Here is a 23,535-nt window from a genome sequence, read left to right as displayed (position 1 = left end):
TCTAACCGGATCTATGGTTCTCCGTTTTTTTGTGGATTATTTAATTAAACCGGACAGATATACATAAAACAGGTTAACAATTCGATAATTCTATTTAAAGGGAATATTTACAATCAATGCCCATATTTTCAGTCTGCTGATGGACGCAAGGGAAGGAATGATATTTATATGAAGGTGTACAGTAACTCACTATCGTTCTTTGGGGAGCAGTGACTTTAGTATGCATGTTCAATTTATATTCGGGATTTTTTAGTTGCGCTGGATTTCTAGGATACAATTTAAATGGGTATCTTTCAGGTAATGATCAAGCAAGGATGATCTACTTAGGGATATTAATAATAAGTTTAATGTTATTCATTTCATCGTTAATTTGGTCTAAGTATTATCTTTACTGTATTGTTTCGTTTCTGCTTTCTGTAATGATATGTATATTTTACGTAGCTATATAAAATTATGAAGGTTTCATCCCCTAATTGACCTTTAATGCTTGCTCCCCATGACCATACACTACCAGATGTTTTGGATACTACTGTAAACTGAGATCCGCTATCAATAGCTGCGTCGTGACTATTTATTTAGATGGTTGGGTCCCGGATACGAAATATATTCACCTTTAATTGCTTGGCAAGTTTGAGCAGAACTGCTTACATATTTTAAATGTGTCCTATCTGATGTACGTAGGAGTTTAAAGATGCGGCGCTACTTAAAGCAAATATCAGCATCACTTTCACAAATTTTGGATGATCACAGGAAATGGTACGGGATGGAGGAAGGGCTGCTTCTTACATCTGGTATGTACAGCGACTGCTCCAGGTTATGCAGATCACGAGCCAGGGCGTCTTACAGCAAAACTGCCTCGTAAAGAATTACTGACCGATCAGGAAACGAAGGTCCTGTTGTTGATCGCGGTCGGATTGACGAATAAGCAGATCACGTCAGATCTTAACATCACAGGTGAACCGTAAAGTTCCATATTCGGAATGTGTACAGAAAGCTTGAGGCGAACAATCGGGTACAGGCGCTGAAACGTAGCAAAGAATTGAATATTTTGATTTAATTATCCTATCATTTTTGCCGTACCTCCCCAAATGGGGAGTTATTTTTTTGCGCGGAAAGGCTTATAGTGGGGTGAACACAATGAATAATGACACAGTGGAGTGTGGAGAACGGAATTATTTGTGAGAAATATATGAAGTTGAGAAGCGTTGGAGGAGAGAATGCGATGGATAGGGTGTATCAAAAAGGATTGTCGATTTTCTTGGTGTTGTTAATAATGGTATTGGGTGGAATGTCAGGAGTTATTGCACCTAGTGGAGGGACGGCTCATGCTGCGGGGGGCTTCGCTGGAGGAAAGGGTACAGCAAGTGACCCTTATCAGATCGCAACGGCGGATCAGTTAAATGAGGTTAGGAATTATATGGGCGGGGGGATTTATTTTGAGTTGACAGCGGATATTGATTTGAGTAGTTATGCGAATTGGGAACCGATAGGAACATATGCCATCAATAATTATTTCTATGGGAACATAGATGGCAATGGATTTAAAATCACGAATTTGAAGATTGATCGACCAGGACAACATTATATTGGATTGTTCGGAGCAAATAAGGGGATTATTACTAATATAATTCTAGAAGTTATTGAGGTAAAAGCTGATCAATTTGTGGGCGGTTTGGTGGGTTTCAATGACTCCGGAACCATCTCCAACAGTTACACAGCAGGAAGTGTGAGTGGTTTTTCAACTGTGGGTGGATTGGTTGGTTATAACGGCTCCGGAACTATCAGTAATAGCTACGCCATAGGAAGTGTGAGTGGGAGTGGGATTTTAAATTTTACTTTGGGCGGCTTGGTTGGAGTGAGCGAAGGAACCATCAGTAACTGCTACGCCACAGGAAGTGTTTCTGGATATGATGGCTTGGGTGGCCTGGTTGGCTTAAACTACAACGGATCAATCAACACCAGCTACGCCACAGGAAATGTGAGTGGAACTACGAAAATAGGCGGCTTGGTTGGTCACCAGTACGCTGGTGCAAGCACGGACAGCTTCTACGATAGCGACACAACAAAACAGATGGATACCGGAAAAGGTACAAGTAAAACAACCTCAGAAATGCAAGACCCAAGCACATATAGTGGGTGGGATTTTACTAAAGAGTGGTATATGATTACAGGTCAATATCCTAAGTTATGGGCATTTGTAGCCTTGACCCCAGGAACGATTGTGGGAACAACGAAATTAAGAGGTGTGGCAACTGGGATGGAGTATAAAGTCAACGCCGGCTCGTATACGTCGATTGTGGGTACAAGCGTGGACAACATTGTAGTCGGAGTAGGCGATCAGATTTATGTTCGAGTCAAGGGGAGTGCTCAACCGGCCTCCGCTGAACAAACGCGGAGCGTAAGTGCCCAGGATATGAAGATTGTAACTATCCAATCAGCGGCAATTGATGGAGTGACTGTGCCTGTAACAGGAGCAACGCCAGCTGCGGCAATAACGGACACCCCAGAGTATACAGCCTCAATAGCTTGGAACCCGTCAGATGCGACCTTTGCCGGAGCAGCCAGTTATACGGCGACGGTTACAATTACTCCAAAATCAGGGTATACCTTAACGGGAGTACCAGCAAACTTCTTCACCGTAGTCGGAGCCACAACGACAAATACAGCGGATTCAGGCGTTGTGACCGCCGTATTCCCTGCGACGGCAGCGGTGCCTATCAAGGCCGCAGCGATAGCGGGAGTGACAGTGCCAGTAGCCGGAGAGGCTCCGGTTGCCGTACTAGAGGACACAGCAGAGTATACAGCGGCGATTGCTTGGACCCCGTCAGATGCGACCTTTGCGGGAGCAGCCAGCTATACGGCGACGATTAGCCTCACGGCAAAGCCGGGTTATACTTTAGCGGGAGTGGCTAAAGACTTCTTCAAGGTAGCTGGAGCAATCACGACGAATGAAGCAGATTCAGGTGTTGTGACCGCCGTATTCCCTGCGACGGCAGCGGTGCCTGTCGCGACGGCAGCGATAGCCGGAGTAACCATACCGGTCGCAGGTGAAGCGCCGACAACATCGATAGCGGACACAGCAGAATACACAGCGGTAATAGCCTGGACCCCGGCAGACACGAAGTTTGCAGGACAAACAATCTATGAAGCTACGATTACCCTCACACCTAAGCCGGGGTATACTTTAGCGGGAGTGACTAAGGACTTCTTCAAGGTAGTCGGAGCGACAACAACGAATGAAGCAGATTCAGGTGTTGTGACCGCGGTATTCCCTGCGACGGCAGCGGTGCCTATCACGACAGCGGCGATTGCTGGAGTGGCATTGCCAGTAGCCGGAGAAGCACCGGTTGCGGTACTAGCGGACACAGCAGAATATACAGCGGCAATTGATTGGACTCCGGCAGACGTGAAGTTTGCCGGAGCAGCGATCTACACTGCGAAGATTAGCCTCACGCCCAAGCCGGGGTATACTTTAGCGGGAGTGGCTAAAGACTTCTTTAAGGTAGCCGGAGCAACAACGACAAATGCAGCGGATTCGGGCATTGTGACTGCGGTATTCCCGGCGACCGCAGCATCCCCTATCTCAACCGCAACGATAGCGGGAGTGGTGTTGCCGGTAGCAGGGGGAACACCAGTCGCAACTGTGCCAGAGACGGCAGAGTATACAGCCTCAATAGATTGGACCCCGGCAAACGCAACCTTTGCTGGAGGAACATCCTATACGGCAACGATTACCCTTACGCCCAAACCGGGTTACACCTTAAACGGAGTGCCTGAATACTTCTTCAGCGTACCTGGAGCAATCACGACGAATACAGCAGATTCCGGTGTAGTCATCGCCAAATTCCCGGCGACGGCAATAATACCAGCGACAGCCGTTCCCATCACGGCAGCAGGGATTGAGGGTGTAATGTTACCGGTAACCGGGGCCACGCCGGTAACGACAGCGACCTACTCGCCAGAATATACCGCTACGGTTAGCTGGTCGCCAGCAGCAACCGTATTTGCCCCAGGCACGGCGTATACGGCAACGATCACAGTCACGCCAAGGCCAGGTTATACGTTAACGGGAGTGCCTGCCAACTTCTTCACCGTCGCAGGCGCAAGCACCACGAATACAGCAGATTCAGGTGTAGTAACCGCCGAATTCCCTATAACAGCCACCTTGCCCGACACGGACCCCCCTGTAACAGCTATTCCTATCACAGCAGCAAGGGTAGCGGGTGTTACTGTGCCAGTTACCGGAGCCATTCCAGTAACAACGGCGACCTACTCACCAGAATATACCGCCACGGTTAGCTGGTCGCCAGCGACAACCGTATTTGCCCCAGGCACGGCGTATACGGCAACGATCACAATCACGCCAAAATCAGGTTATACCTTAAGCGGAGTGCCTGCCTACTTCTTCAGCGTACCCGGAGCAAGCACCACGAATACAGCGAATTCCGGTGTGGTAACCGCCGAATTCCCGGCGACAGCGCCTGTGATCACCGACACGGGTTCGGGTAATATTGTTACACCATCCAGCAACAACATCATTACCAGCACAAATGGTAAAATAACGCTTCCGGTAAACCAGGCGGGCGAGGTGAGCTTCGAGGATGGGGTCAAGATTTCGATTCCTGCCGGAGCAGCAGCCAAGGAACTGATCGTATCGATCGAAAAGGTGCTGGAGCCACAAAAGCTTTTCCCGAATAAAGAAATCATGCTCAGCCCCGTATACGAGATTACGAAAAACTTTGCAGAGGACTTCAGTAAACCGGTCACGATGAAGATTGCGTTTGATCCGGCCCTTGTGACAAGTAACCAACAAGCATCGGTATTCTACTATGACGAAGTGAAGAAAGCCTGGATTGAAGCCGCAGGCGGCAAGATCGAAGGGAATCACATCATTGTGGAAGTGGATCACTTCGGGAAATATGCAGTACTCAGTGTGGATAAAGTGACGGGATTGCCAGTAAGAGCGCCGGCCACGGATAATTCTACGGAAATTGACCTGAGGGATGTCGCTGGACATTGGGCAGCAGCAAGCATCCAGCAAGCACTAAACATGGGAATGGTTAAGGGTTACCTGGATGGAACGTTCCGGCCGAACCATTCGGTGACACGTGCGGAGTTCGCAGTCATGCTGATAAATGTATTAAAACCTCAAGGCGCAGGAGCGCGATTGACCTTCACGGATACAGCAACAATCGGAGCATGGGCGCAGACAGCAATCGCTCAGGCGGTGCAAGCAGGCATCATTACAGGGTATGAGGATGGCGGTTTCCGCCCCAATGCAGAAATCACCCGTGCAGAGATGGCGGTCATCCTCGCCAAAGCATTGGGTGTGACTACCGAAGTCAAGACTGCAACGGGCTTCACCGATGACAAGGATATCCCAGCGTGGGCGAAAAGCAGCGTGGATTTCGTGAAGGAAGCGGGGATCGTGCAGGGGAAAGGGGAGAATGCGTTTGCTCCTCAAGCCTCTGCTACAAGAGCGGAGGCGGTGACGGTTCTTTTGAAATTATTGGCTCAACAGAAGAAATGAATTAGAGCTACATCGCAATATTTAGATAAAGGTTGATAATATTATCCACACAGCAACAGCCCCTTCCAATCTTGCGGAGGGGCTGTTGCTGTGTGAGGATCACGTGCTATTCCTCAACCGTCTTCGCCGAACTCGGCGTGTTCTTGTTCTTATACACCCACATCGCATACTCCAGCGGGCGCATTAGCGCTTTGCGGTAGGTGCCGCTATCGCCTGAGCGGGCGAAGACTTCGCGGGCGGGCTTGGGGTTGACCTCCAGCACGTAGATGCGGCCCTCGCGGTCAATGGCGAGGTCCAGCGCCAGCTCGCACAAGGCACCGAAGCTCTCCTCCAGAAAGGCTGCGGCGTCGAGGCCCAGCTTCTCTGCGGTCTTCATGGTTTTGCCGGCCTTCTCTTCGCTGCCGAGCCATTGCTTCAGCAGGATCTCGGCGCGGATGGCATGGCCGCCGCCGTGGAGGTTCGAGGTGACGCTGCGGGCGGCGCCCACGCGGCCGGCCATGCCGGTCAGCTCCCACACGCCCTGGCCGTTCTTTTGCACCAGCATGCGGTAATCGTGGTAGCGTCCGCTCGGCAGGCGCAGCGGGATACCCTGCTGTACCAGGAACCGTCCGCCGAGACACCATTGCCGCACGATAGAATCCAGGCGGCTCAGCGACACCTTCCGGGGCGAAATGATCTGCCGGCTCTGGCGGCGTCCCTGGATATCGTAGAGGGATTTACCTTGGCCCTGCCGTTCGATCCGCAGGATGCCGCGTCCACCCGTGCCGTTAATCGGCTTGACATAGACCACCGGACTGGATTTCAGCATCCGGTGAAGGTCAGCGGAGGACTGATACAGCAACGTTTCCGGCATGTGCTGCCGGAAGCGGCTCCGCTGGGAGAACGTCTGGTGGACGGTCCATTTATTGCGCAGCGGCCGGTTCAGGAAGGTCAGGTGGCTGTACCGCGCGCGGAAGCGCAGCAGCTGCTGGAACCGCTGGCTGCGCTGAATCCGGCAGCGGTCATAGATCATATTCGGAAAGGAGCGCCATTTGCGCGACCATGTTCCGCTTTTCACATCATAGACAAGGGCGTGAATCTGTTCTTTACTGACATGCACGTCGGAAGGAGTAAAAACAAAGACATCCAGGCCAATCCGGCTGCCTTCAATAATCATCCTCCGGTATACGCTTTTCTCTTCAAGCTGCCTCGCTTCGTTCAAATAGAGCGTAAGGATGCCTAAGACGGGTTCTGGCACAGGAGTTCACCTTCTTGTGGAAGAGTTGTGGACGGGCTGCCTGGGAGAAGCGGCGAACGGAGCAGCAGTGTGGGTTTGCCCGTAGGGCCATCGTTTAGTGCTACCGCCACAAGCCCTGTATTGAAGCACATCTTCAGGCTTGCCGTATTGTCGCAGGCTACAGTGCATTCCAGACTGCCCAGGCGTTCGAGCTGTGCGGACAGCAGCGCTGTTCCGGTATGACGGTTCCGGTACAAGGGATGGACGGCAACAAGGCTGGCCTCCTTGCCGAAGCCGGACACGAAGCTGACGCCGGCAAGCTGTCGTCCGTTCTGGCCGCGTACCGTGGCAACCAGCAGAGACACACCAGGCTGTGACAGCTGCTCTGGTGTGAGCCGGGCCAGCACTCTGCAACCGCGAAGCGTGATTCGCCGCTCACCGTGCTCTCTCAAGAACTCCAGCAAACCCGCCAGCCTGATTTTCCACCGCACCGGGTCACTGTCATAAATGGAGGATATCTGCATGGTGGTCACTTCCTTTACAGGGTTTCATGGGCTACTTGCTCTGACGGGACAGATGCTGGCCGTAGTGAAAGATCCGTTCCAGCGACAGCTTCCGGATTGCGGGCTCATCGAATTTCATTGGACGGGAGTTGGCCTCGAAGAACCACAGTCCGCCTTCCTCATCCACACCCAAATCCATGGACATCTCTCCAAGCAGGGTTTCCGATGCCCGCTCAATTTGCCGGGCGATCAGCAGCGCGGTCGTAGGCACATTCTTCAGAATAGCTGCCGTCCGCTCGGTACCGAAGGTGCCTTCCAGCATGGTGGCAGGCTCCTCAATGCTGCCCCCGCGCGGAACATGGGTCGTAATGCTCCGGGCCCCAGCCAGCCGAGCGCCGATTCCGGTTACCGCCCAGGCCCCTTTGCCGTTCTTTTGAAGAAGCACACGCAGATCAAAAGGGCGGCCGCGGTGTGCGGCAAGCGCAATCGCTTGCTGTACAATATAGCGTGAGCCTCCCCGTTCCCGACCGATCCGTGCCCAGAGACGCTCAATGGAGGCTGCTTTATAGGTCACGTTTTTTTTGCCGCTCTGAATTTGCAGGCGGTAAGGGAGGCTGGTGTCCAGGCGGTACCTCAGACGCATGATCCCTTTGCCCGCTTTTCCGTTCTCTGGTTTGAGATAGAGGCTGTCATGGTTCTTCAGCATCGCAGCCAGCGTATTTGCACTGCGCAGACGTCTTGTTTTGGGCACATGCTTTGAGGTGGCACGTGATTCCTTCAACCATTCAAATAAATTCCATTTATTGAAAAAACTAGGATTGTAGAGGTGGATTTCAGGATGCTCCAGACATTCTGCTATTTTGCGGGCGACAGGTGCTTTTTCCTCGTCTTCACGGTTTGGAATCCGGTTATATATGACCTGCGGCAGCGGCATGGGAGTACTGTACCAGATTTTGCCGCTGGGGGAGGGGACGTAGCCGTTCACCACCCGCTCATCCAGTTTCAGATCGCGGACGGTGACGACATACACCCAATATCCCATTTCCTTGCCGGTGCGGATAATATCACGGAAGTTTTCGCGGTTGCCGCGGAACTGCCGCAGCCGGTCGCTGGTTGTCAGAATGGCGATCACAGGTTTGCCGGGGTCGGGAATTCGGCTGTTCACAATTCATCCCTCCTGCGGAATTTGCTGAGGTACAGACAATGCTCCAGAATATGCTCGACGGAAGCTTTGCCCTCAGCGCGCAGGGAAGGATGGCGGAAGATCGAGCGTCCCGGCTTGGCGTTTGCCTCAAACATCCAGATGTCCTCATCCTGGTCAATGCCAAGGTCAAAACCGATTTCACCGAGCAAATGCCTGTGCTGTATCTCCAGAGATTCGGCAAGCTTGACAGCCGTTGTTTTGGCCCGCTGCAGTACTTCGTCTGCTCTGGCCCCGAAGACACGGCCCAGAGCCTGCTGCGGAGTAAGCAGTGCGCCGCCGTTCTTGAGGTGGGTGGTGACACTGCCCCGGCCGGCCTTTTTGGCGCCGATCCCGACAACAACCCACTGATTGCTGCCGTTCTTGTGCATGTGAAAACGGAAGTCGATCGGGCAGCTGTCAATTTCAATCAGCCGGATGCCCTGCTGCACCACATAGCTTTGCAGACTTTGGCCATGCCGGCCCCGCAGCATCCGCATCAGGCTGTCGAAGCTGGCGAAGCGCAGAAGCACATTTTTACCGTTCTTCCGGTAGCGGGCGAAGTAGCCCTTCTTCGGCAGGTAGGTCAGCCGGTAGATCCCGTGCCCCAGGCTGCCCGCCGAAGGTTTGTAATATACGAAATGATGGCGGTCGAGCATATCCCGCATTTGCTCCGGGCTCGGGTTGCTGTGTGTTTCAGGCACGAAGCGGCTCGCCGCGCTGTCATTCTCAAGCAGCCGGTAAATATCTGATTTATTGAAAAAACTCCAATTGAAATAGGGAATCTTCTTCCGTCCAAAACGTTCACGTAGCTGGTTGATGTAGGGAGAGGTCTCAGCTCTCCGGCTGGGGAGCCGGTTGTAGACGACATCCGGGAGCGGGACCAGCTTGCGCTCGAATTTACCACTGGAGTTCAGGAAATAGCCATTGACCTGCTCCTGCTGCCAGTCAATGTCCCGCGGCATAAACGCGAAGATATAGCATTTGTTGCTTCCTTCCCGCAGCAGCTGCTTGATGAAGCCGGTACGGGAGCCAAAAGGCTGTGCCGAAGAAGACGGACCGTCGGACAACACGCCGACCAGCGGACCGAGCTGAACTTCATCATTCTGCAGATTTCGCAGATAGACGCCGCCGGACTTCGGGATTTTGATGGCACTCTTCACACCCGAGGCGAGAAAAAGATGTTTACCGGCGCGTTTGATCGGCTTAATCATCGCCGGGATCGCATCTTTGCCCAGCCGCAGGCGGATATTTTTCTTACCGGTCAGTTTCAGGCTTCTCATCAGTTCACCCGAGACGTAGACTACTCTTTGGGGCTGCTTGGTAAAATGAACATTGCAAAAAGTGAGACCCATTTATGAATCCTCCTTAGGAACCATTGATTTCATTCTCCCGTTAATAACGGAGCGGTTCAGCGGCGAACACGCGGGTGTTCGCCGCAGAAGTAAGCAGCAGATGCCTGGTATAGCGCAGAGGGTTCTCGGCGGCGAGCCTAGCAGCCCGGCGGTCGCCCGTCAGCCGGAACACCGTGCGCCCTGGTTTGGAATTGGCTTCGAGCAGATAGATTCTGCCGGCGGGATCCAGGCCGAAGTCGAGACCCAGCTCCCCGAGTCTGCCGCAGGCCTCCTCCAGCAAGGGAGGCAGAAGAGCTGCTGCCGTGGCTAGCTCCTGCAGCAGTTCTTCTCCGGACTTTCCGTATTCTGCAAGCAGGAACGGCAGCGGAGCGACGGCTGTCCCTCCGCCATGCAGATTTGAAGTAAGTGAATCCGGTCTGCCCAGCCGAACGGCCATGCCGGTCAGCATCCAGGCGCCATGGCCGTTCTTTTGCATAAGCACGCGCACATCGAACGGCTGGCCGCAGCTATCTGTAAGCTGCAGATAAGGCTGTATAATATAGCGGCGCGAGCCGGTGAAATCCTGGACCCAGCCCAGACCTTCATCCAGCGAGCCGAACACATGTTGAAAAGGAAGGTTTGCCCCATCCCGTCCGCGCAGGCTAATGCCTCCGCCTTTGCTTCGGGGTAACCTTACAGCATGAAGCGTACGTTTGCCGTGCGATCCGGCCCGTGGCTTCAGGAACACGCCTTGTTCTCTTTCGGCAAGCATGGTTCCGAGCTCTCCGGTATCCTTGTAGAGCCGGGTTTCGGGCAGATACCCGGCAGCCCTTCGGCTGCGCCGGAGTATTTCGTAGACGCCCCATTTATCCGGAATTCCGCGCGACCAGGGGAGGGAGCGTGAAAGGGCGGCCAAGGCGGAGGATGCTGCTCTTTTGTCCTGCGGACTTGTAATCAGGCAGCGGTTGTACAGGACATCCGGGGCAGAGGTGCATACAGACTTCCATTGTCCATCCTCCCAGCTATATCCGCTGACGGTTCGGCCGTCGCTGGCTACGCCATACGGGTGGAACACGATGACCTGGAGATCGTACAGCGGGGCCGCCCGGCACAGCCTTGTGCAGAACTCCGGTTCTGCGATAGGGGGATTCCCATGGCTTCTCCCTGTCATAATGCCCAGGAACCCTAATGCTGTCTCCGTCATGATGTCCTCCTTATAACCCGGCCAGATAGCGGCAATATAGAATCATTTGCTTCACAGACGGCCGGATCTTCTGATCGTTCAGCGGGGTATTGTCGTTCTTGGATGGCTTGGAATTGACCTCCAAAAGCCAAATTCTCCCGGATTGGTCCAGGGCGAGGTCGATGCCCAGCTCTCCGAAATGCGCGGGAATGTATGTTTCTACACCTCTGGCGATAGCCAGAGCCGCCCGGGGCAGCTGGACCTGCGAGCTCTCTTTTACACCAGAGGGCAGATTGCTCTTGGTGATCGCTTCCCGTACAGTGCTAAGCGTCCCGCCACGGGCCAGATTGGAGACGAAATGATTGCTTCCGGCCGTACGGGCGACAATGGAGGTGACGCCCCATTTGCCGGTGCCGTTCTTTTGCACAAGAGCGCGGAAATCAACAGGCCGCCGCCCCAGCTCCATCAGGTGCAGACCCTGTTGAATCTGATAACGCGTGGTCTTCATCTTGGGAGCGAAGGACTGGAACAGCTTGGTCAGGCTGGGATAACTTTGTTTGCGGGTACCCAGCGGTGTAGTGGACAACAGCTGGTAACCACCGCCCTCTTCCTTGGAAATGCGCAGAATCCCTTTGCCGAGACTGCCGCGAACCGGTTTGAGGAACACACTGTTATAGGTACCGCACATTTTCTTTAACACCGCAAAACCTTTCAGGGCATGGGATTCCGGTAAATACCTCTGCAGCGTGGCATCTTGCGCCAGCGCTTCAAACACCTCTGTCTTGTCAAGAAACTTTTCATTAAAAAAATGTGTACCATAGCGGGATTTTACATCGGCCAGAAAATGCTGTACGCTAGGTTTGTTCTCTACCTTTCGCGTCGTAAGCCGATTGTTGATCACATCGGCAACAGGAAGACTCAGCTTTCGCCAGCCCTCATCGTATACCCAGCCCTGAATGGAAGAGCTGCGCGATTCCAGCGCTTCAGGGGTAAAGAAATAGACATAGGCGCCTTGCGCATGGCAGGCATTGGTAAGCTCCCGGCAGAACATGGTGATCGGCCCGAACAAACGGTCAGGATGATCCGGGTAGTCACGGCTCACCAGTACACCGATCATCGGCCCGAGGCGCAAGGTACGGCTTCCCGGGCTGTAGGAGACATTCAGCGTAAGCCGCTGTCTGAGTCCGAGCCTGCGGGCCAGGGCTTCACTGACACGCAGACTGTCGGTTTTGGGAACCGGAATGACAGTAACCTCCTGCCGGAATGACCCGAAGGTGAGCTGGATGGAACCATGCGCCGGTATTTTGAGCCTCTTCATGGATTTGTCGCCAAGCATTACAGCGTTTTCCTGCAGGATGCCCGAGTGGACCGTGTGGACCGGGATCTTGAACTTAGACATCGTGGATCTCCTTCCGGTAGGCAGCATGATGCCGGCTATTGAATCTTTAGGGTTACATATCATTCATCATATGGAGACATCTGACCCTTGGTGATTGACCTATTCTTTATACTCACAAAACTTTAGGAGGAACTAATATGAACGTAATCGACAAGGCGCATGAATTGGCGCGTGCCATTAAAGACAGCAGCGAGGTCGCGGATATCGCAAGTGCAATGAAGGTGATTGAAGCGGATCAGGAGAGCAAGCGTATGCTCGATAACTTTCGCCAGAACCAGATTGAGCTGCAGCAGCGGATGATGAGCGGAGAAATGCCTCCACAGGAGGAAATGGAGAAGATGGAGAAGCTGTTCGAGGTGCTGAACCTGAATCTGGGCATCCGCAGATTGTTCGATGCCGAACGGCGCCTTAGCGTGGTTATTGAGGATGTGAACAAAATCATTACAGACAGCCTGTCGCAAATGTACGGCGGGGCACAGTAGTCTCTCAGTCTGTACGATACATGCAGCGTCATGAAGAAACGGGGGTCGTCCTTCAGCCTATGTGGCTGGAGGACGACCCCCGTTTTGTAGTTTCAACCTAAATTCAGCAGCTGTAGGCTAATCCTGCTTGCCCTCCACCGCGCACAGTAGAATCCCGGCAGCCAGAGCGAGACGGCGGTCAAGCAGGCCTTTGCGGTCCTCGGAGAAGTCGGCGATAATTTTGGTGACAAAGGGATTGAAGTTCTGCCGGAAAGCAGGGATGGTAACGTCCCTGAGCTCGATGTTATATTTTTGCGGAATCAGTGTAATGAAACGCCGCAGCAGTGCCATAAGGGCGCTGTCTTCCTTGATCAATCCTATTTCGGAATCGTGGCTGTCCAGCAGAATCCATTCATCCTTTACAATCGATTTGAGCCCTTTGCGGCGCAGTGCGCCGAGATGTTCGCCAGTCTCCGAGTCATGCACATCATAGGTGGCGCTGAAATCAATGACATTTCGCGCCTTGATGCGCAGCAGTTCCGTTGTCATACTCTCATCGTTGTAAATGGCAATATCTTCTTTCAGCTTGAAAGCCTTCATTTGCGAATACAGCACAAGCTCCTCTGAACTGTTGTAGATATGCAGTTTGGCTCCCATGATGGAGAATACTTTTTTACGGATTATGTACTCGGTATAGTTAAATGCATTGTTCAATGGAAATCCCTCCCTGGAATGCATCCATCATCTCATAACAGAGCGCTCCTTGCTATAAGCAAAACCTCACCTTCGCATGTTTTTTCATGACTTGTCTCATAATTCAGTTAGCGGGTTCATAGAGTAGAGATATAGATTCAATTGAACAACCCTTGAGAGAGAAGGAGCGGTCTTCATGAAAAAAAGAAACAAATTCAAGCATGTTATCTACATGCTGGCGGCACTGGCCATGCTGCTCTACGCGCTGCCGCAGCTGTCTTTTCAGAACGGCCCCGGCTGGGTGCTTGGTTTCGGTGTGGTCTGGTGTATTTTTGCCTTTCTGGTCATTGCTTCACATCTGCATTTCATTATCGGCGTGGATGAAGAGAAGCACAAACGGCTGGAGGCTGTCCGCAAGCATAAGCTGGAGCAGTGGCAGGGCAAGTGGAAGGATGAACCGGCCAGAGTATCGCAAAGATCCTGAGCTTGGGAATAGCAGACATGTCCATCCTCTGAGTCCGCTACAGCAGCGGGAACGGGGGATTTTTTCATATGGTCCCTCCAGCGAACATCAGGTTCTCCACTGTATAATCCATGCCATCCAAATGCCCGGACAAGCGGTTGTGCTCCTGCGTTCCAAACGTGTATAATGGGTACAGAATAGTACAGATCGGAGCATGGGGGTGTAACAGTTGGAAGGTCAAGTCGATAACATAACCAAGCATGAACAACTGCTGCAACACATCGAAAGCCTGAAGGTAGGGACCAAAATTTCCGTCCGCAAGCTGGCAAAGGAAATGGGTGTCAGCGAAGGTACGGCATACCGTGCAGTGAAGGAAGCCGAGAATCTCGGTATCGTCATTACCAAAGAGCGGATCGGCACAGTCCGGGTGGAAAAGAAACCCCGCAACATCTCCGACCAGCTGACCTTCGGGGATGTGGTTGATATTGTTGAAGGCCATGTGCTGGGCGGAGCGAATGGACTGAACAAACATCTGCATAAATATGTTATTGGCGCCATGAAGGTGGATGCGATGATCCGCTATATTGATGCGGACAGCCTCCTGATCGTCGGGAACCGTGAGGATGTGCACTCGCTTGCACTGGAGCAGGGCGCAGGGGTGCTGGTGACCGGGGGCTTCGGGACAAGCCGTGAAGTCAAGGCACAGGCCGATGAATTGGATCTGCCTGTGATTTCCTCGCGGCATGATACGTTTACGGTGGCGTCGATGATTAACCGGGCGATTTTTGACCGGCTGATCAAGAAGAAAATTATGCTGGTTGAAGATATCGTAGACAACAAGCCTCGCCTGAACACACTCAAAATTTCCAGCACGGTCGGTGAGCTCCGTCAGCTGTCCTTGGACAGCGGGGAACAGCGCTTCCCGGTAACGGATGAGTGGAACCGGGTCATTGGGATCGTGGGCCGCCGCGATGTGGAGGAGCTTGCCGAGGGGTTGAGTATTGAAAAAGCGATGGTCCGCAGCCCGATTACTGCCGGACTTCAAACCTCGCTGGCATCGGCGGCCCAGATTATGATGTGGGAGGGTATTGACTTCCTGCCGATCGTTGACCGCAACCGTAAGCTGGTCGGCTCGCTGACCCGCAGAGAAGTACTGCAGAGCCTACGGGACGTTAGCAACCAGCCTCAGCTCGGAGAAACCTTCGATCATCTGATCTGGAACGGCTTTGCCGATGAGCGGGACGAGGAGGGGAAGCTGTTTTTCCATGGCTTTATCACCCCGCAGATGGCAACGGACCTGGGGACTATCTCCGAAGGTGTATTGTCAACACTGATGACGCTCTCAGCCTTCAAGGCGGCCAAGGATATCACGGGCAATGATTATGTGCTTGATAACATGTCTACCTACTTTATCCGTCCGGTTCAGATCGAGCACTCCATTATGGTGATGCCGAAGCTGCTGGAAATTAGCCGCCGGTCCTGCAAAATGGAAATCGAAATCAGCCACTTGGAAACCCTTGTCGCCAAAGCGGTACTGCTGCTGCAGTCGATAGATCATGGCTGACGGCCGCATTTATTCGTGAAGTAGGCAAGCGAGTACTAATTAATTGCCGGCTGCGACTAGATTTAACTATGGACTCTTTTTAAATGTTAGTCCTGCTATACTTGTCAAAAAGACTATCCCGTGCGCTTGTGCAGGCCGAGGATAGTCTTTTTGCGATACGACTAATTACAAATATACGATACAGCCGTTGTCCTCCAGCCTCCGCAGCCAGCCCGGAACGGTCAACTCATGATTCCAGCGCAGGTCCAAGCGTTCCAGCCCCTTGATTTCCAGCAAGGATTCGGGGATTTCCATCAGCTGATTACTTCTCAGATCCAGCTCCAATAGATTCGTCAATCGTCCGATTCTCTCAGGGAGCACGGAAAGCCGGTTATTCCGCAGATTCAGCCTCCGTAGCCGGGTACACTCGCTTAAAGATTCCGGCACATGAAGCAACTGATTATCTTCAGCATCCAATACCCGGAGAAGCGGCAGGCCGTCAAATATCTCCGGGAGTCCGGAGAGACGGTTATTTTTGAGATGCAGTTCCCTAAGGTTAACGAGTTTCCTGCATGCTTCGGGTAAGGCAGTTAAATGATTGTTCATGATCCGCAGTTCGACCATTCTGGTAAGACCGCCAAGCTCAGCCGGCAATTCCGCAAGTGAATTATCGCTGAGATTCAAATATTTCAGCTTGGCCAGCTGTCCTATTTCAGGAGGTACGGTATGGATACGATTGTTATGAAGATAGAGGTAATCCTCCAGCTGTGCCAGTTTTCCAATTTCCGCTGGAACCGTCTCGATTTGGTTATGGCCGAAATCAATCATTTTGACCTTGCAGAGTGTTTGGATTTCAGGTGGAATGCTCTGCAGCCGATTAACTGAAAGATTCAAGATTTCCAGATTGTTCATCAGGAATACCTCATCGGGAATGCTGCTGAACATATTGTCATAGAGATTCAGATCGGTTACTTCACTTAAGGGCTGACCCAGATCCGGCATTGCTGCCAGCCTGCTGTGGGATCCATCGATTTTCACGGGGTTACCTCCTGAGTATCTTCTTCTTTTTTTCAAGCTTTGTAGAATCCATAGCTTCGCAGCCCGGAGAAGATGTTGAACGCACCGATCAGCAGAAACAAGGCCTCGATAATCACATTGACCGTGGAGCCGCGGAACACAAACATACAGATCAGGGAGAGCGACACCAGCATGGCGCCAAGCAGAATGTTCATGATGGACCGTTTGACTCCTTTTTCCAGCGGGTCCTGCGCTCTGCGGGAATAAAAGCTGTAGACGGCGGCACCAATCAAACAGACCATCATCAGAATGAACAGCACATATTTGATGAACAGAATCATGGACAGGCAGCTCCTTTGTAGCCGGATGGTAAAAGCCGTGTTTTGCCAACTATTGTACCATGATTGTCCTCAACTGCGTCGATTGGGACTGATTTCAACCCAGATTTGCAGTACGCCTTCCATGACGAGCATAGTGCGGATGCGTACAGCGTATTCCTTCTCGCGCACAATGTAGATTTTGCCATCCAGAAGAAGCCGGGCCAGCTTGCCGTCGGTGTCAATATCGAACATGCTGCGCCCGCGCATCGGCTCAAGGTCTGTGCTCATTTTGCGGATAATTTCCTTCGTGGTGACGGGATCGAGGAGTGCTGCGCCTTCTTTCCCCGTGCTTTCCTCTGTGCGCAGTTTAATTTCCCGGATCACAGTAGAGGTATTGTTGTATTTCTTGAGTGTCTGGATATCCTTGCGGTACTGCTCGATCTGCACGCGAAGAGCCTGATTATTCAGCCAGAGCACATTATAGCCCATGTGAAAAATGGCGTTATACATGACGCTTCCCACAACCATTCCCAGCACGAAGATAGCGGAAATCTGCGAAAAGCGGCGGTAGCGCTGGAAGGGAGGAACCCTCATGTCCTGCTCACCCCTTGCCGCACACCCATTTGACCAGCTCGCTGCCCATATGAGCGCCTAGAAAGGCGAAGACTAAATAAAGAACTTGCTTGATGGCTGGGGAGAGATTGCCGCCCAGCATGTTGCTCTCAATGACCCGCATCGGGTCGATGGTTCCGCCGACGGCGGCGGCAAGCGCCCAGATCTTAATCCGGTCGGCCACATCCAGCATGGTTTGTGTCGGCGGCTGCAGCGAGACTACAGCCCCCATGCCGCCCAGCATGGCTCCCCCCAGCACAATCCCGAAGGCAATAAAGAAATCGAGGACGGCTTTGCTCAAAAAAATATTCATCCAGAAGGCCCCTTTCCGATCCAGGCCGCACTTGACTCAGCCTGTCCTTGTGCTCTTTCTTCATTCTATGGGCGGCTCCCCCTTGAATATGATAAAATAGTTTCATCTTATGTTTTGATTTTGGAACCTGAAGGGAAGTGGGGATATGAGCTCTTTCGTGCATTTGCATGTGCACAGCGAGTACAGTTTACTGGACGGGGCGGCACGCATTACAGATCTGGTGCGCCGGGCCGGCGAATACGGCATGAAATCGCTGGCGCTTACGGATCATGGAGTGATGTATGGGGCCATCCCCTTTTATAAAGCGTGCAAGGCCAGCGGCATCCAGCCGATTATCGGCTGTGAAGCCTATTTGACCGCAGGCTCGCGCCGTGAGCGGGGCAGCCGCAAGGATCAGCCGATCTACCATCTGATTCTGCTCGCGAAGAATCAGACCGGATACAAAAACTTGATGCGGCTGGTGTCCATCGGCCATCTGGAGGGCCAGCACTATAAGCCGCGCATTGATATGGAATCCCTTGCCGCCCATGCCGAGGGTATCATCTGCTTAAGCGCCTGTCTTGGCGGTGAGGTCCCGCAGCATTTGCTGCATGGGCGCGAAGAAGAGGCGCGCAAAGCGGCGCTGCGGTACAAGGAGATTTTTGGCGAGGACTTCTATCTGGAGCTGCAGGATCATGGGATTCCCGAGCAAAAGCGGGTGAACCCGCAGCTGATTGCCCTCGCGGCCGAATGTGGCATCCCGCTGGTAGCCACGAATGATGTTCATTATCTGGCCAAAGAGGACGCCGAGGTCCAGGATGTGCTGATCTGCATCGGCACCGGGAAGACCGTCGATGACGAGGAGCGCCTGAAGATTGGAACCGACCAGCTGTTCCTCAAGAGCGGTGAGCAAATGGCCGCTCTGTTCCCTCATGTGCCGCAGGCACTGGCGAACACACTCCAAATCGCTGAGAAGTGCAATCTGGAGCTGACCTTTGGCGAACATATCCTGCCGGCCTATTCTCCGCTGCCTGAAGGCATGGATGCTGCCGCCTATCTCCATGAGCTCTGCTGGAGCGGGCTGGAAGCCCGCTATGCGGATACACCGCGCTGGTCTTCGCCAGAGGAGAAGGAAGCAGCCGGGAAGCGTTTGGCCTATGAGCTGGGCGTCATTGAGAATATGGGGTTCAGCGATTATTTTCTGATCGTATGGGACTTCATTGCCTTCTGCCATCGCAATGGGATTGTTACAGGTCCGGGAAGAGGTTCCTCCGCAGGCAGCCTGACCGCCTACTGCCTGCGGATTACCGATGTGGACCCGCTGAAGTACAACCTGCTCTTCGAGCGGTTTCTTAATCCCGAGCGTATTACGATGCCGGATATTGATATCGACTTCAGCGATGAGCGCCGTGATGAGGTTATCGCCTATGTGGTGGATAAGTACGGCAAAGAGCATGTGGCGCAGATTATCACCTTCGGAACGATGGCTGCCAGAGCGGCAGTGCGTGATGTGGGAAGAGCGCTCAATCTGCCCTATAACGATGTGGATAAAGCGGCGAAGCTGATTCCGGGGCAGTTGGGAATCAGCATCACCCGGGCGCTGGAGGGGGCTCCGGAACTGAAGGCGCTCTATGACGGGAATTCGAAGATCAAAGGACTGCTTGACATGGCGATGAAGGTTGAGGGCATGCCCCGCCATGCATCGACCCATGCGGCAGGTGTCGTGATCTCCAAGGGGCCCCTGACCGATGCCGTACCGCTTCAGGCCGGTAATGAGAGCACAGCGCTGACGCAGTACTCCATGGAGCATCTGGAGAGCGTGGGTCTGCTGAAGATGGATTTTCTGGGGCTGCGCACGCTATCCATTATTGAGCGCAGCATGAACTGGATTACGGAAATGACCGGCAGTGCTCCAGATTTCCGTATCATTCCCGATGATGATCCGCTAACCTATGAGATGCTGAGCGCAGGAGAAACCACCGGGGTCTTCCAGATGGAGTCTGCAGGCGTACGGCGTGTTCTTAAGGATATGAAGCCTACAGGCTTCGAGGATATCGTATCGGTGGTGGCATTGTACCGTCCGGGTCCGATGGAGTTTATCCCTAAATATATCGCAGGCAAGCATGGCCAGATCGAAGTGGAGTATCCGCATGCCGATCTGAAGCAGATCCTGGATGATACCTACGGCATCATCGTCTATCAGGAGCAGATCATGCAGATCGCCTCGCTGATGGCGGGATTTTCGCTCGGTGAAGCGGATCTGCTGCGCCGGGCGGTCTCCAAGAAGAAGCGGGAGACGCTTGACAAGGAGCGCGGCCATTTCGTGCAGGGCAGCCTCCAGCAGGGCTATACAGAGGTGGATGCCAATGCCGTCTATGACATGATTGTGCGGTTTGCCAACTACGGCTTCCCGCGCGCCCATGCAGCGGCCTATGGCGTGCTGGCTTTCCAGACGGCCTATCTCAAGGCTCATTATCCCGTCCAGTTCATGGCAGCCATGCTGACGGCTGTGATGGGGACCCATCGTAAAGTGGCGGAATATGTACTGGAATGCCGCCGCAGCGGGATCGGTGTGCTGCCGCCGGATGTCAACGAGAGCGGCGTGCTGTTCACTCCTGTCCCGGGCGAAGGTGCAGGGCATATCCGCTTTGGACTGGCAGCCGTCAAAAATGTCGGCACCCTGGCCGTGGAGAATATTATGGAGGTCCGCAAGGAGCGGCCGTTTGACAGCTTGCTCGACTTCTGCCGCCGTGTGGATCTTCGTGTCTGCAACAAACGGGTGGTGGAGTCGCTGCTGCAGGCGGGAGCATTCGACCGTCTTCCAGGCCATCGTGCCCAATTGCTTGCCATGCTGGACGAGACTGTGGATGCCGCGCTGAAGTGGCGCAAGGAACGCGACGAACTGCAGATTCAGCTCTTCGACGATCTGATAGAAACGCCGAACTGGGAAATCCGCTACCCGGATATCCCCAATTTTACGGTTACCCAGCAGCTGGAGCTGGAACGCGAACTGCTCGGGCTCTATCTGTCCGGGCATCCGCTGGACGATGCCTCAGAGCTGCTTGAGGAGCCGGGCATGCAGCGGCTCATGGATCTGGGCGAAGCGGCGGATGAGAGCCAGACCGTGACAGCGGGCATGGTCGTGTCCGTCAAGGAAATCACCACGAAGGCCGGGAAGGCAATGGCCTTCGTGGAATGGGAAGACCAGATTGAGCGCTGCGAGGTCGTACTCTTCCCCGAGGTCTGGAAACGCAGCCGCGCCCTGATCGTGAAGGGTGCTCTGCTGGCCCTGCGCGCCAAGGTGCAGCAGGAGGATGAGGGCTTCAAGCTGCTGGCCGAAGAGGTCGCGCCGCTTGGCGCGGACACGCTCCGCGGCCTGCTGCAGCGCCGCAGCGCAGCCGCTGCCCGGGCCGGAGGCCCCGGCCGGGCGGCCACAGCCGGAGCGCCCGGCCGGGCTCCGGCGCAGCTAGCGGGCGCCGGCGGCACCGGCGCCTCCCGCAGCAACGCCGGCGGCGGAGCCCCGCCGGCTGCGGCCGTGCCGCGAGCCGCTGCTGCGCCCGCGGCTGCGTCAGCACCGGGCGCAGCGGGGGCAGTCGCCCCGCGTCCGGCGCAGGGACCCGGCGGCCAGCCCGGCCCGGCCGCTGGAGAGGCCGCTGCCCGGGACTCCGGGGCAGCGGGCAGCGGCCAGCGTGTCTTTATCAAGATCACGCCAGCCGCCGAGAATCCGGCGCTCCTGTCACGTCTCCAGGCGCTGCTGCAGACCCACCCTGGCCCGGCCGACACCCTGCTGTTCTATGAGCGGAACCAGAAGCTGCTGGCGCTCAGCGACGGCTACCGGATTAAGCCCTCGGACGAGCTGGTTGCAGCTATTGAGGCGATGATGGGAACGGGGACCGTCCGAATAAAATAAGAACATTTCCGTCCTTTTCCGCATACATTAGGAAACCACAGGGCAAGGCCCGTGCGGAAAGGGGAATGTCATCATGTCCTATCAAATGGCAGCAGAGCTGCTGGAGCGCAGGGGAGTATCCCTGTCGTCCATTGCTGAGATCGTATATATTTTGCAATCGGCTTATTATGCGGATTTAACAGAGGAAGAGTGCCTGTCCAGTGTCAAGGCAGTACTCGGCAAAAGAGAGGTCCAGTACACGCTGATGACCGGTGTTGCGCTGGATGAACTGGCGGAAAATCGTCTGCTTCCCCAGCCACTGCAGGCGGTACTGGAAGCCGATGAATCGCTTTACGGTGCAGATGAGACGCTGGCACTCGGCATTACGGGCGTATACGGAATGATCGGGCTGACAGGTTTCGGATATCTTGACAAAATAAAGCTGGGAATTATCGGGAAATTGAACGATGATAAAGGGAGCATTCATGTTTTTCTGGACGATCTTGTCGCGGGAATTGCGGCTGCAGCTTCAGCAAGAATCGCCCACCGGCACGAAGGAGCAAAGGTGTATCCCCATATCAACGGGACGGAATAATTGCCTGCCCGGGAAACGCCAGATGATGCCCCCTGGTCTGAATTTCATCGCTCTGCTCCTGTTGCGGGAAAAAAGAAAACTGTGTTATCATGATTCCATTATACGGGATACGGCTGGGAATTAAGATTAGGGAGGCTTTGCAGGGCATGTGGACGGTAATCTATATAGCGCCGACCGCCAGAGTGGCGGATATGATTCAGAGCAAGCTTGCGGAAGAAGGTTTTCTGATAAAATGCCGTCCGATTAATATGTCCAAGCAGCAGTTTGAGATTCTGGTTCCTTCAGGTGAGCTTGAGGAAGTGCAGGAAGCCCTTAATCTGATTCTGCATCCCTGAGATAACATTTAGATTACAGTCATAACAGCGGCATGCTGCTGTATACGCAAATAAACGGCTGAAGAGGTGCGACCCTTGTTCAAAGATTTATTTCAGAAAAAACGGAAGTACGCGACCATTCCTTCAGAACGTGTGGAGCGGACCGGCGGATCGGCGGAAGGCGAAAGGCCCAAACGGGAGATTCCCGAGGGACTAATGAGCAAGTGCAGTAAATGTGGCACGATCCAGTACAGCAAGGAGCTGGAGAAGAACCTGAAGGTATGCCCTTCCTGCGGCTACCATATGCGCCTGAACGCTTCCGAACGGATCGCGATGACGCTGGACCCTGAAGGGTTTATTGAGTTTGACAGTGAAATGGCCTCTGTGGACCCGCTGCAGTTTCCCGGCTATGCGTCAAAGCTGGAACAGCAGCAATCCAAAACTGGACAGGTTGAGGCTGTCATCACAGGCCAGGGAACCATTAATGGCCATCCTGTAATTGTAGCTGTGATGAACTTTGAGTTCTTTACCGGCAGCATGGGCTCGGTAGTCGGTGAAAAGATTACACGTGCGGTGGAAGAAGCCACTGAGAAGAGACTGCCGCTGCTGATTTTCTCCACATCGGGCGGTGCCCGGATGCAGGAGAGCATCCTCAGTCTGATGCAGATGGCCAAAACCAGTGCCGCGCTTGCCAGATTTGGCGAGGTTGGCGGGCTGTATATCTCCGTGATTACCGATCCGACAACGGGCGGTGTATCGGCAAGCTTTGCCAGTCTGGGCGATATCATTATCGCCGAACCGGGAGCGGTTTTCGGCTTTGCCGGACGGATTGTCATTGAGCAGACGATCCGCCAGAAGCTGCCGGACGATTTCCAGACTGCTGAATTCAACCTGCAGCATGGACAGCTTGATCTGGTGGTGCACCGTAAGGAAATGCGTGCAACCCTTGCCAAGCTGCTCGATTTACACGATGTGAAAGGGGGCTTTTAGG

The 23,535-nt window shown here is 53.8% G+C and carries 22 protein-coding genes; 10 read left to right on the top strand and 12 right to left on the bottom strand.

Annotation, left to right across the window (positions count from 1 at the left end):
• Window positions 1-365: 365 nt before the first annotated feature.
• Complete coding sequence (locus ACTJKB_RS05425; RefSeq protein ID WP_440832738.1) at window positions 366-554, bottom strand: hypothetical protein; 189 nt, start codon at window positions 552-554, stop codon at window positions 366-368.
• Between the two features lie 186 nt (window positions 555-740).
• Here ACTJKB_RS05425 and ACTJKB_RS05420 point away from each other — a divergent pair, with 186 nt between their 5' ends.
• From ACTJKB_RS05420 to ACTJKB_RS05410, 3 genes are all read left to right on the top strand, one after another.
• Complete coding sequence (locus tag ACTJKB_RS05420; RefSeq protein ID WP_440832290.1) at window positions 741-965, top strand: LuxR C-terminal-related transcriptional regulator; 225 nt, start codon at window positions 741-743, stop codon at window positions 963-965.
• A gap of 17 nt (window positions 966-982) precedes the next feature.
• A complete protein-coding gene (locus tag ACTJKB_RS05415; protein WP_440832736.1) occupies window positions 983-1,057 on the top strand; it encodes a hypothetical protein in 75 nt (24 codons plus the stop codon).
• A gap of 132 nt (window positions 1,058-1,189) precedes the next feature.
• Window positions 1,190-5,530 carry an S-layer homology domain-containing protein gene (locus ACTJKB_RS05410; protein ID WP_440832289.1) on the top strand — a complete coding sequence of 1,447 codons (4,341 nt, stop codon included), beginning with the start codon at window positions 1,190-1,192 and terminating at the stop codon, window positions 5,528-5,530.
• Between the two features lie 106 nt (window positions 5,531-5,636).
• On the opposite strand, the gene ACTJKB_RS05405 is transcribed toward ACTJKB_RS05410, so the two are convergent.
• From ACTJKB_RS05405 to ACTJKB_RS05380, 6 genes are all read right to left on the bottom strand, one after another.
• Window positions 5,637-6,686, bottom strand: a complete 1,050-nt coding sequence (locus ACTJKB_RS05405) for a YheC/YheD family endospore coat-associated protein (RefSeq protein WP_440832288.1) — start codon at window positions 6,684-6,686, stop codon at window positions 5,637-5,639.
• Between the two features lie 62 nt (window positions 6,687-6,748).
• A complete protein-coding gene (locus ACTJKB_RS05400) occupies window positions 6,749-7,270 on the bottom strand; it encodes a GNAT family N-acetyltransferase (protein WP_440832286.1) in 522 nt (173 codons plus the stop codon).
• Window positions 7,271-7,301: 31 nt separating this feature from the next.
• Complete coding sequence (locus tag ACTJKB_RS05395; RefSeq protein ID WP_440832285.1) at window positions 7,302-8,414, bottom strand: YheC/YheD family endospore coat-associated protein; 1,113 nt, start codon at window positions 8,412-8,414, stop codon at window positions 7,302-7,304.
• The gene (locus tag ACTJKB_RS05390; protein ID WP_440832284.1) at window positions 8,411-9,784 is read right to left on the bottom strand and encodes a YheC/YheD family endospore coat-associated protein; all 1,374 of its coding nucleotides are present in this window, start codon (window positions 9,782-9,784) and stop codon (window positions 8,411-8,413) included. Before ACTJKB_RS05390 ends, ACTJKB_RS05395 begins: the two co-directional genes overlap by 4 nt.
• A gap of 40 nt (window positions 9,785-9,824) precedes the next feature.
• Complete coding sequence (locus tag ACTJKB_RS05385; protein ID WP_440832283.1) at window positions 9,825-10,967, bottom strand: YheC/YheD family endospore coat-associated protein; 1,143 nt, start codon at window positions 10,965-10,967, stop codon at window positions 9,825-9,827.
• A 10-nt stretch (window positions 10,968-10,977) separates the two neighbouring features.
• A complete protein-coding gene (locus ACTJKB_RS05380) occupies window positions 10,978-12,345 on the bottom strand; it encodes a YheC/YheD family endospore coat-associated protein (protein WP_440832282.1) in 1,368 nt (455 codons plus the stop codon).
• A gap of 137 nt (window positions 12,346-12,482) precedes the next feature.
• On the opposite strand from ACTJKB_RS05380, the gene ACTJKB_RS05375 reads away from it, so the two are divergent.
• Window positions 12,483-12,827 carry a YlbF family regulator gene (locus ACTJKB_RS05375; RefSeq protein WP_074084006.1) on the top strand — a complete coding sequence of 115 codons (345 nt, stop codon included), beginning with the start codon at window positions 12,483-12,485 and terminating at the stop codon, window positions 12,825-12,827.
• Window positions 12,828-12,944: 117 nt separating this feature from the next.
• Here ACTJKB_RS05375 and ACTJKB_RS05370 read toward each other — a convergent pair whose 3' ends face one another.
• Complete coding sequence (locus tag ACTJKB_RS05370) at window positions 12,945-13,520, bottom strand: hypothetical protein (protein WP_440832280.1); 576 nt, start codon at window positions 13,518-13,520, stop codon at window positions 12,945-12,947.
• Window positions 13,521-13,695: 175 nt separating this feature from the next.
• Here ACTJKB_RS05370 and ACTJKB_RS05365 point away from each other — a divergent pair, with 175 nt between their 5' ends.
• Together ACTJKB_RS05365 and ACTJKB_RS05360 are read left to right on the top strand one after the other, a co-directional pair.
• On the top strand, window positions 13,696-13,983 hold the full coding sequence (locus ACTJKB_RS05365; RefSeq protein WP_440832279.1) for a hypothetical protein: 288 nt from the start codon (window positions 13,696-13,698) through the stop codon (window positions 13,981-13,983).
• Between the two features lie 208 nt (window positions 13,984-14,191).
• On the top strand, window positions 14,192-15,526 hold the full coding sequence (locus tag ACTJKB_RS05360; protein WP_440832278.1) for a DRTGG domain-containing protein: 1,335 nt from the start codon (window positions 14,192-14,194) through the stop codon (window positions 15,524-15,526).
• Window positions 15,527-15,691: 165 nt separating this feature from the next.
• Here ACTJKB_RS05360 and ACTJKB_RS05355 read toward each other — a convergent pair whose 3' ends face one another.
• The 4 genes from ACTJKB_RS05355 to ACTJKB_RS05340 all read right to left on the bottom strand — a co-directional run bounded on the left by ACTJKB_RS05355 (window position 15,692) and on the right by ACTJKB_RS05340 (window position 17,767).
• Window positions 15,692-16,543, bottom strand: coding sequence for a leucine-rich repeat domain-containing protein (locus ACTJKB_RS05355; protein ID WP_440832277.1), 852 nt, complete (start codon window positions 16,541-16,543; stop codon window positions 15,692-15,694).
• A gap of 32 nt (window positions 16,544-16,575) precedes the next feature.
• Complete coding sequence (locus ACTJKB_RS05350) at window positions 16,576-16,863, bottom strand: YtpI family protein (protein ID WP_440832275.1); 288 nt, start codon at window positions 16,861-16,863, stop codon at window positions 16,576-16,578.
• A gap of 69 nt (window positions 16,864-16,932) precedes the next feature.
• A complete protein-coding gene (locus tag ACTJKB_RS05345; RefSeq protein WP_440832274.1) occupies window positions 16,933-17,436 on the bottom strand; it encodes a hypothetical protein in 504 nt (167 codons plus the stop codon).
• Window positions 17,437-17,443: 7 nt separating this feature from the next.
• On the bottom strand, window positions 17,444-17,767 hold the full coding sequence (locus ACTJKB_RS05340; RefSeq protein ID WP_074084013.1) for a YtrH family sporulation protein: 324 nt from the start codon (window positions 17,765-17,767) through the stop codon (window positions 17,444-17,446).
• 145 nt (window positions 17,768-17,912) lie between these two features.
• On the opposite strand from ACTJKB_RS05340, the gene ACTJKB_RS05335 reads away from it, so the two are divergent.
• The 4 genes from ACTJKB_RS05335 (at window position 17,913) to accD (ending at window position 23,534) form a co-directional block, all read left to right on the top strand.
• Window positions 17,913-21,656, top strand: coding sequence for a DNA polymerase III subunit alpha (locus ACTJKB_RS05335; protein WP_440832272.1), 3,744 nt, complete (start codon window positions 17,913-17,915; stop codon window positions 21,654-21,656).
• Window positions 21,657-21,729: 73 nt separating this feature from the next.
• Window positions 21,730-22,230, top strand: a complete 501-nt coding sequence (locus tag ACTJKB_RS05330; RefSeq protein ID WP_440832271.1) for a phosphatidylglycerophosphatase A family protein — start codon at window positions 21,730-21,732, stop codon at window positions 22,228-22,230.
• A 146-nt stretch (window positions 22,231-22,376) separates the two neighbouring features.
• Window positions 22,377-22,565, top strand: coding sequence for a glutamate decarboxylase (locus ACTJKB_RS05325; RefSeq protein WP_074111519.1), 189 nt, complete (start codon window positions 22,377-22,379; stop codon window positions 22,563-22,565).
• 75 nt (window positions 22,566-22,640) lie between these two features.
• The gene (gene accD, locus ACTJKB_RS05320; protein ID WP_074084017.1) at window positions 22,641-23,534 is read left to right on the top strand and encodes an acetyl-CoA carboxylase, carboxyltransferase subunit beta; all 894 of its coding nucleotides are present in this window, start codon (window positions 22,641-22,643) and stop codon (window positions 23,532-23,534) included.
• The last annotated feature ends 1 nt before the right edge of the window (window position 23,535 follow it).

The organism is Paenibacillus sp. 22594 (assembly GCF_052044425.1).
GTDB lineage: Bacteria > Bacillota > Bacilli > Paenibacillales > Paenibacillaceae > Paenibacillus_AQ.
Note: the sequence above shows the minus strand (reverse complement) of the source record. Positions and strands in the feature narration are given on the sequence as shown.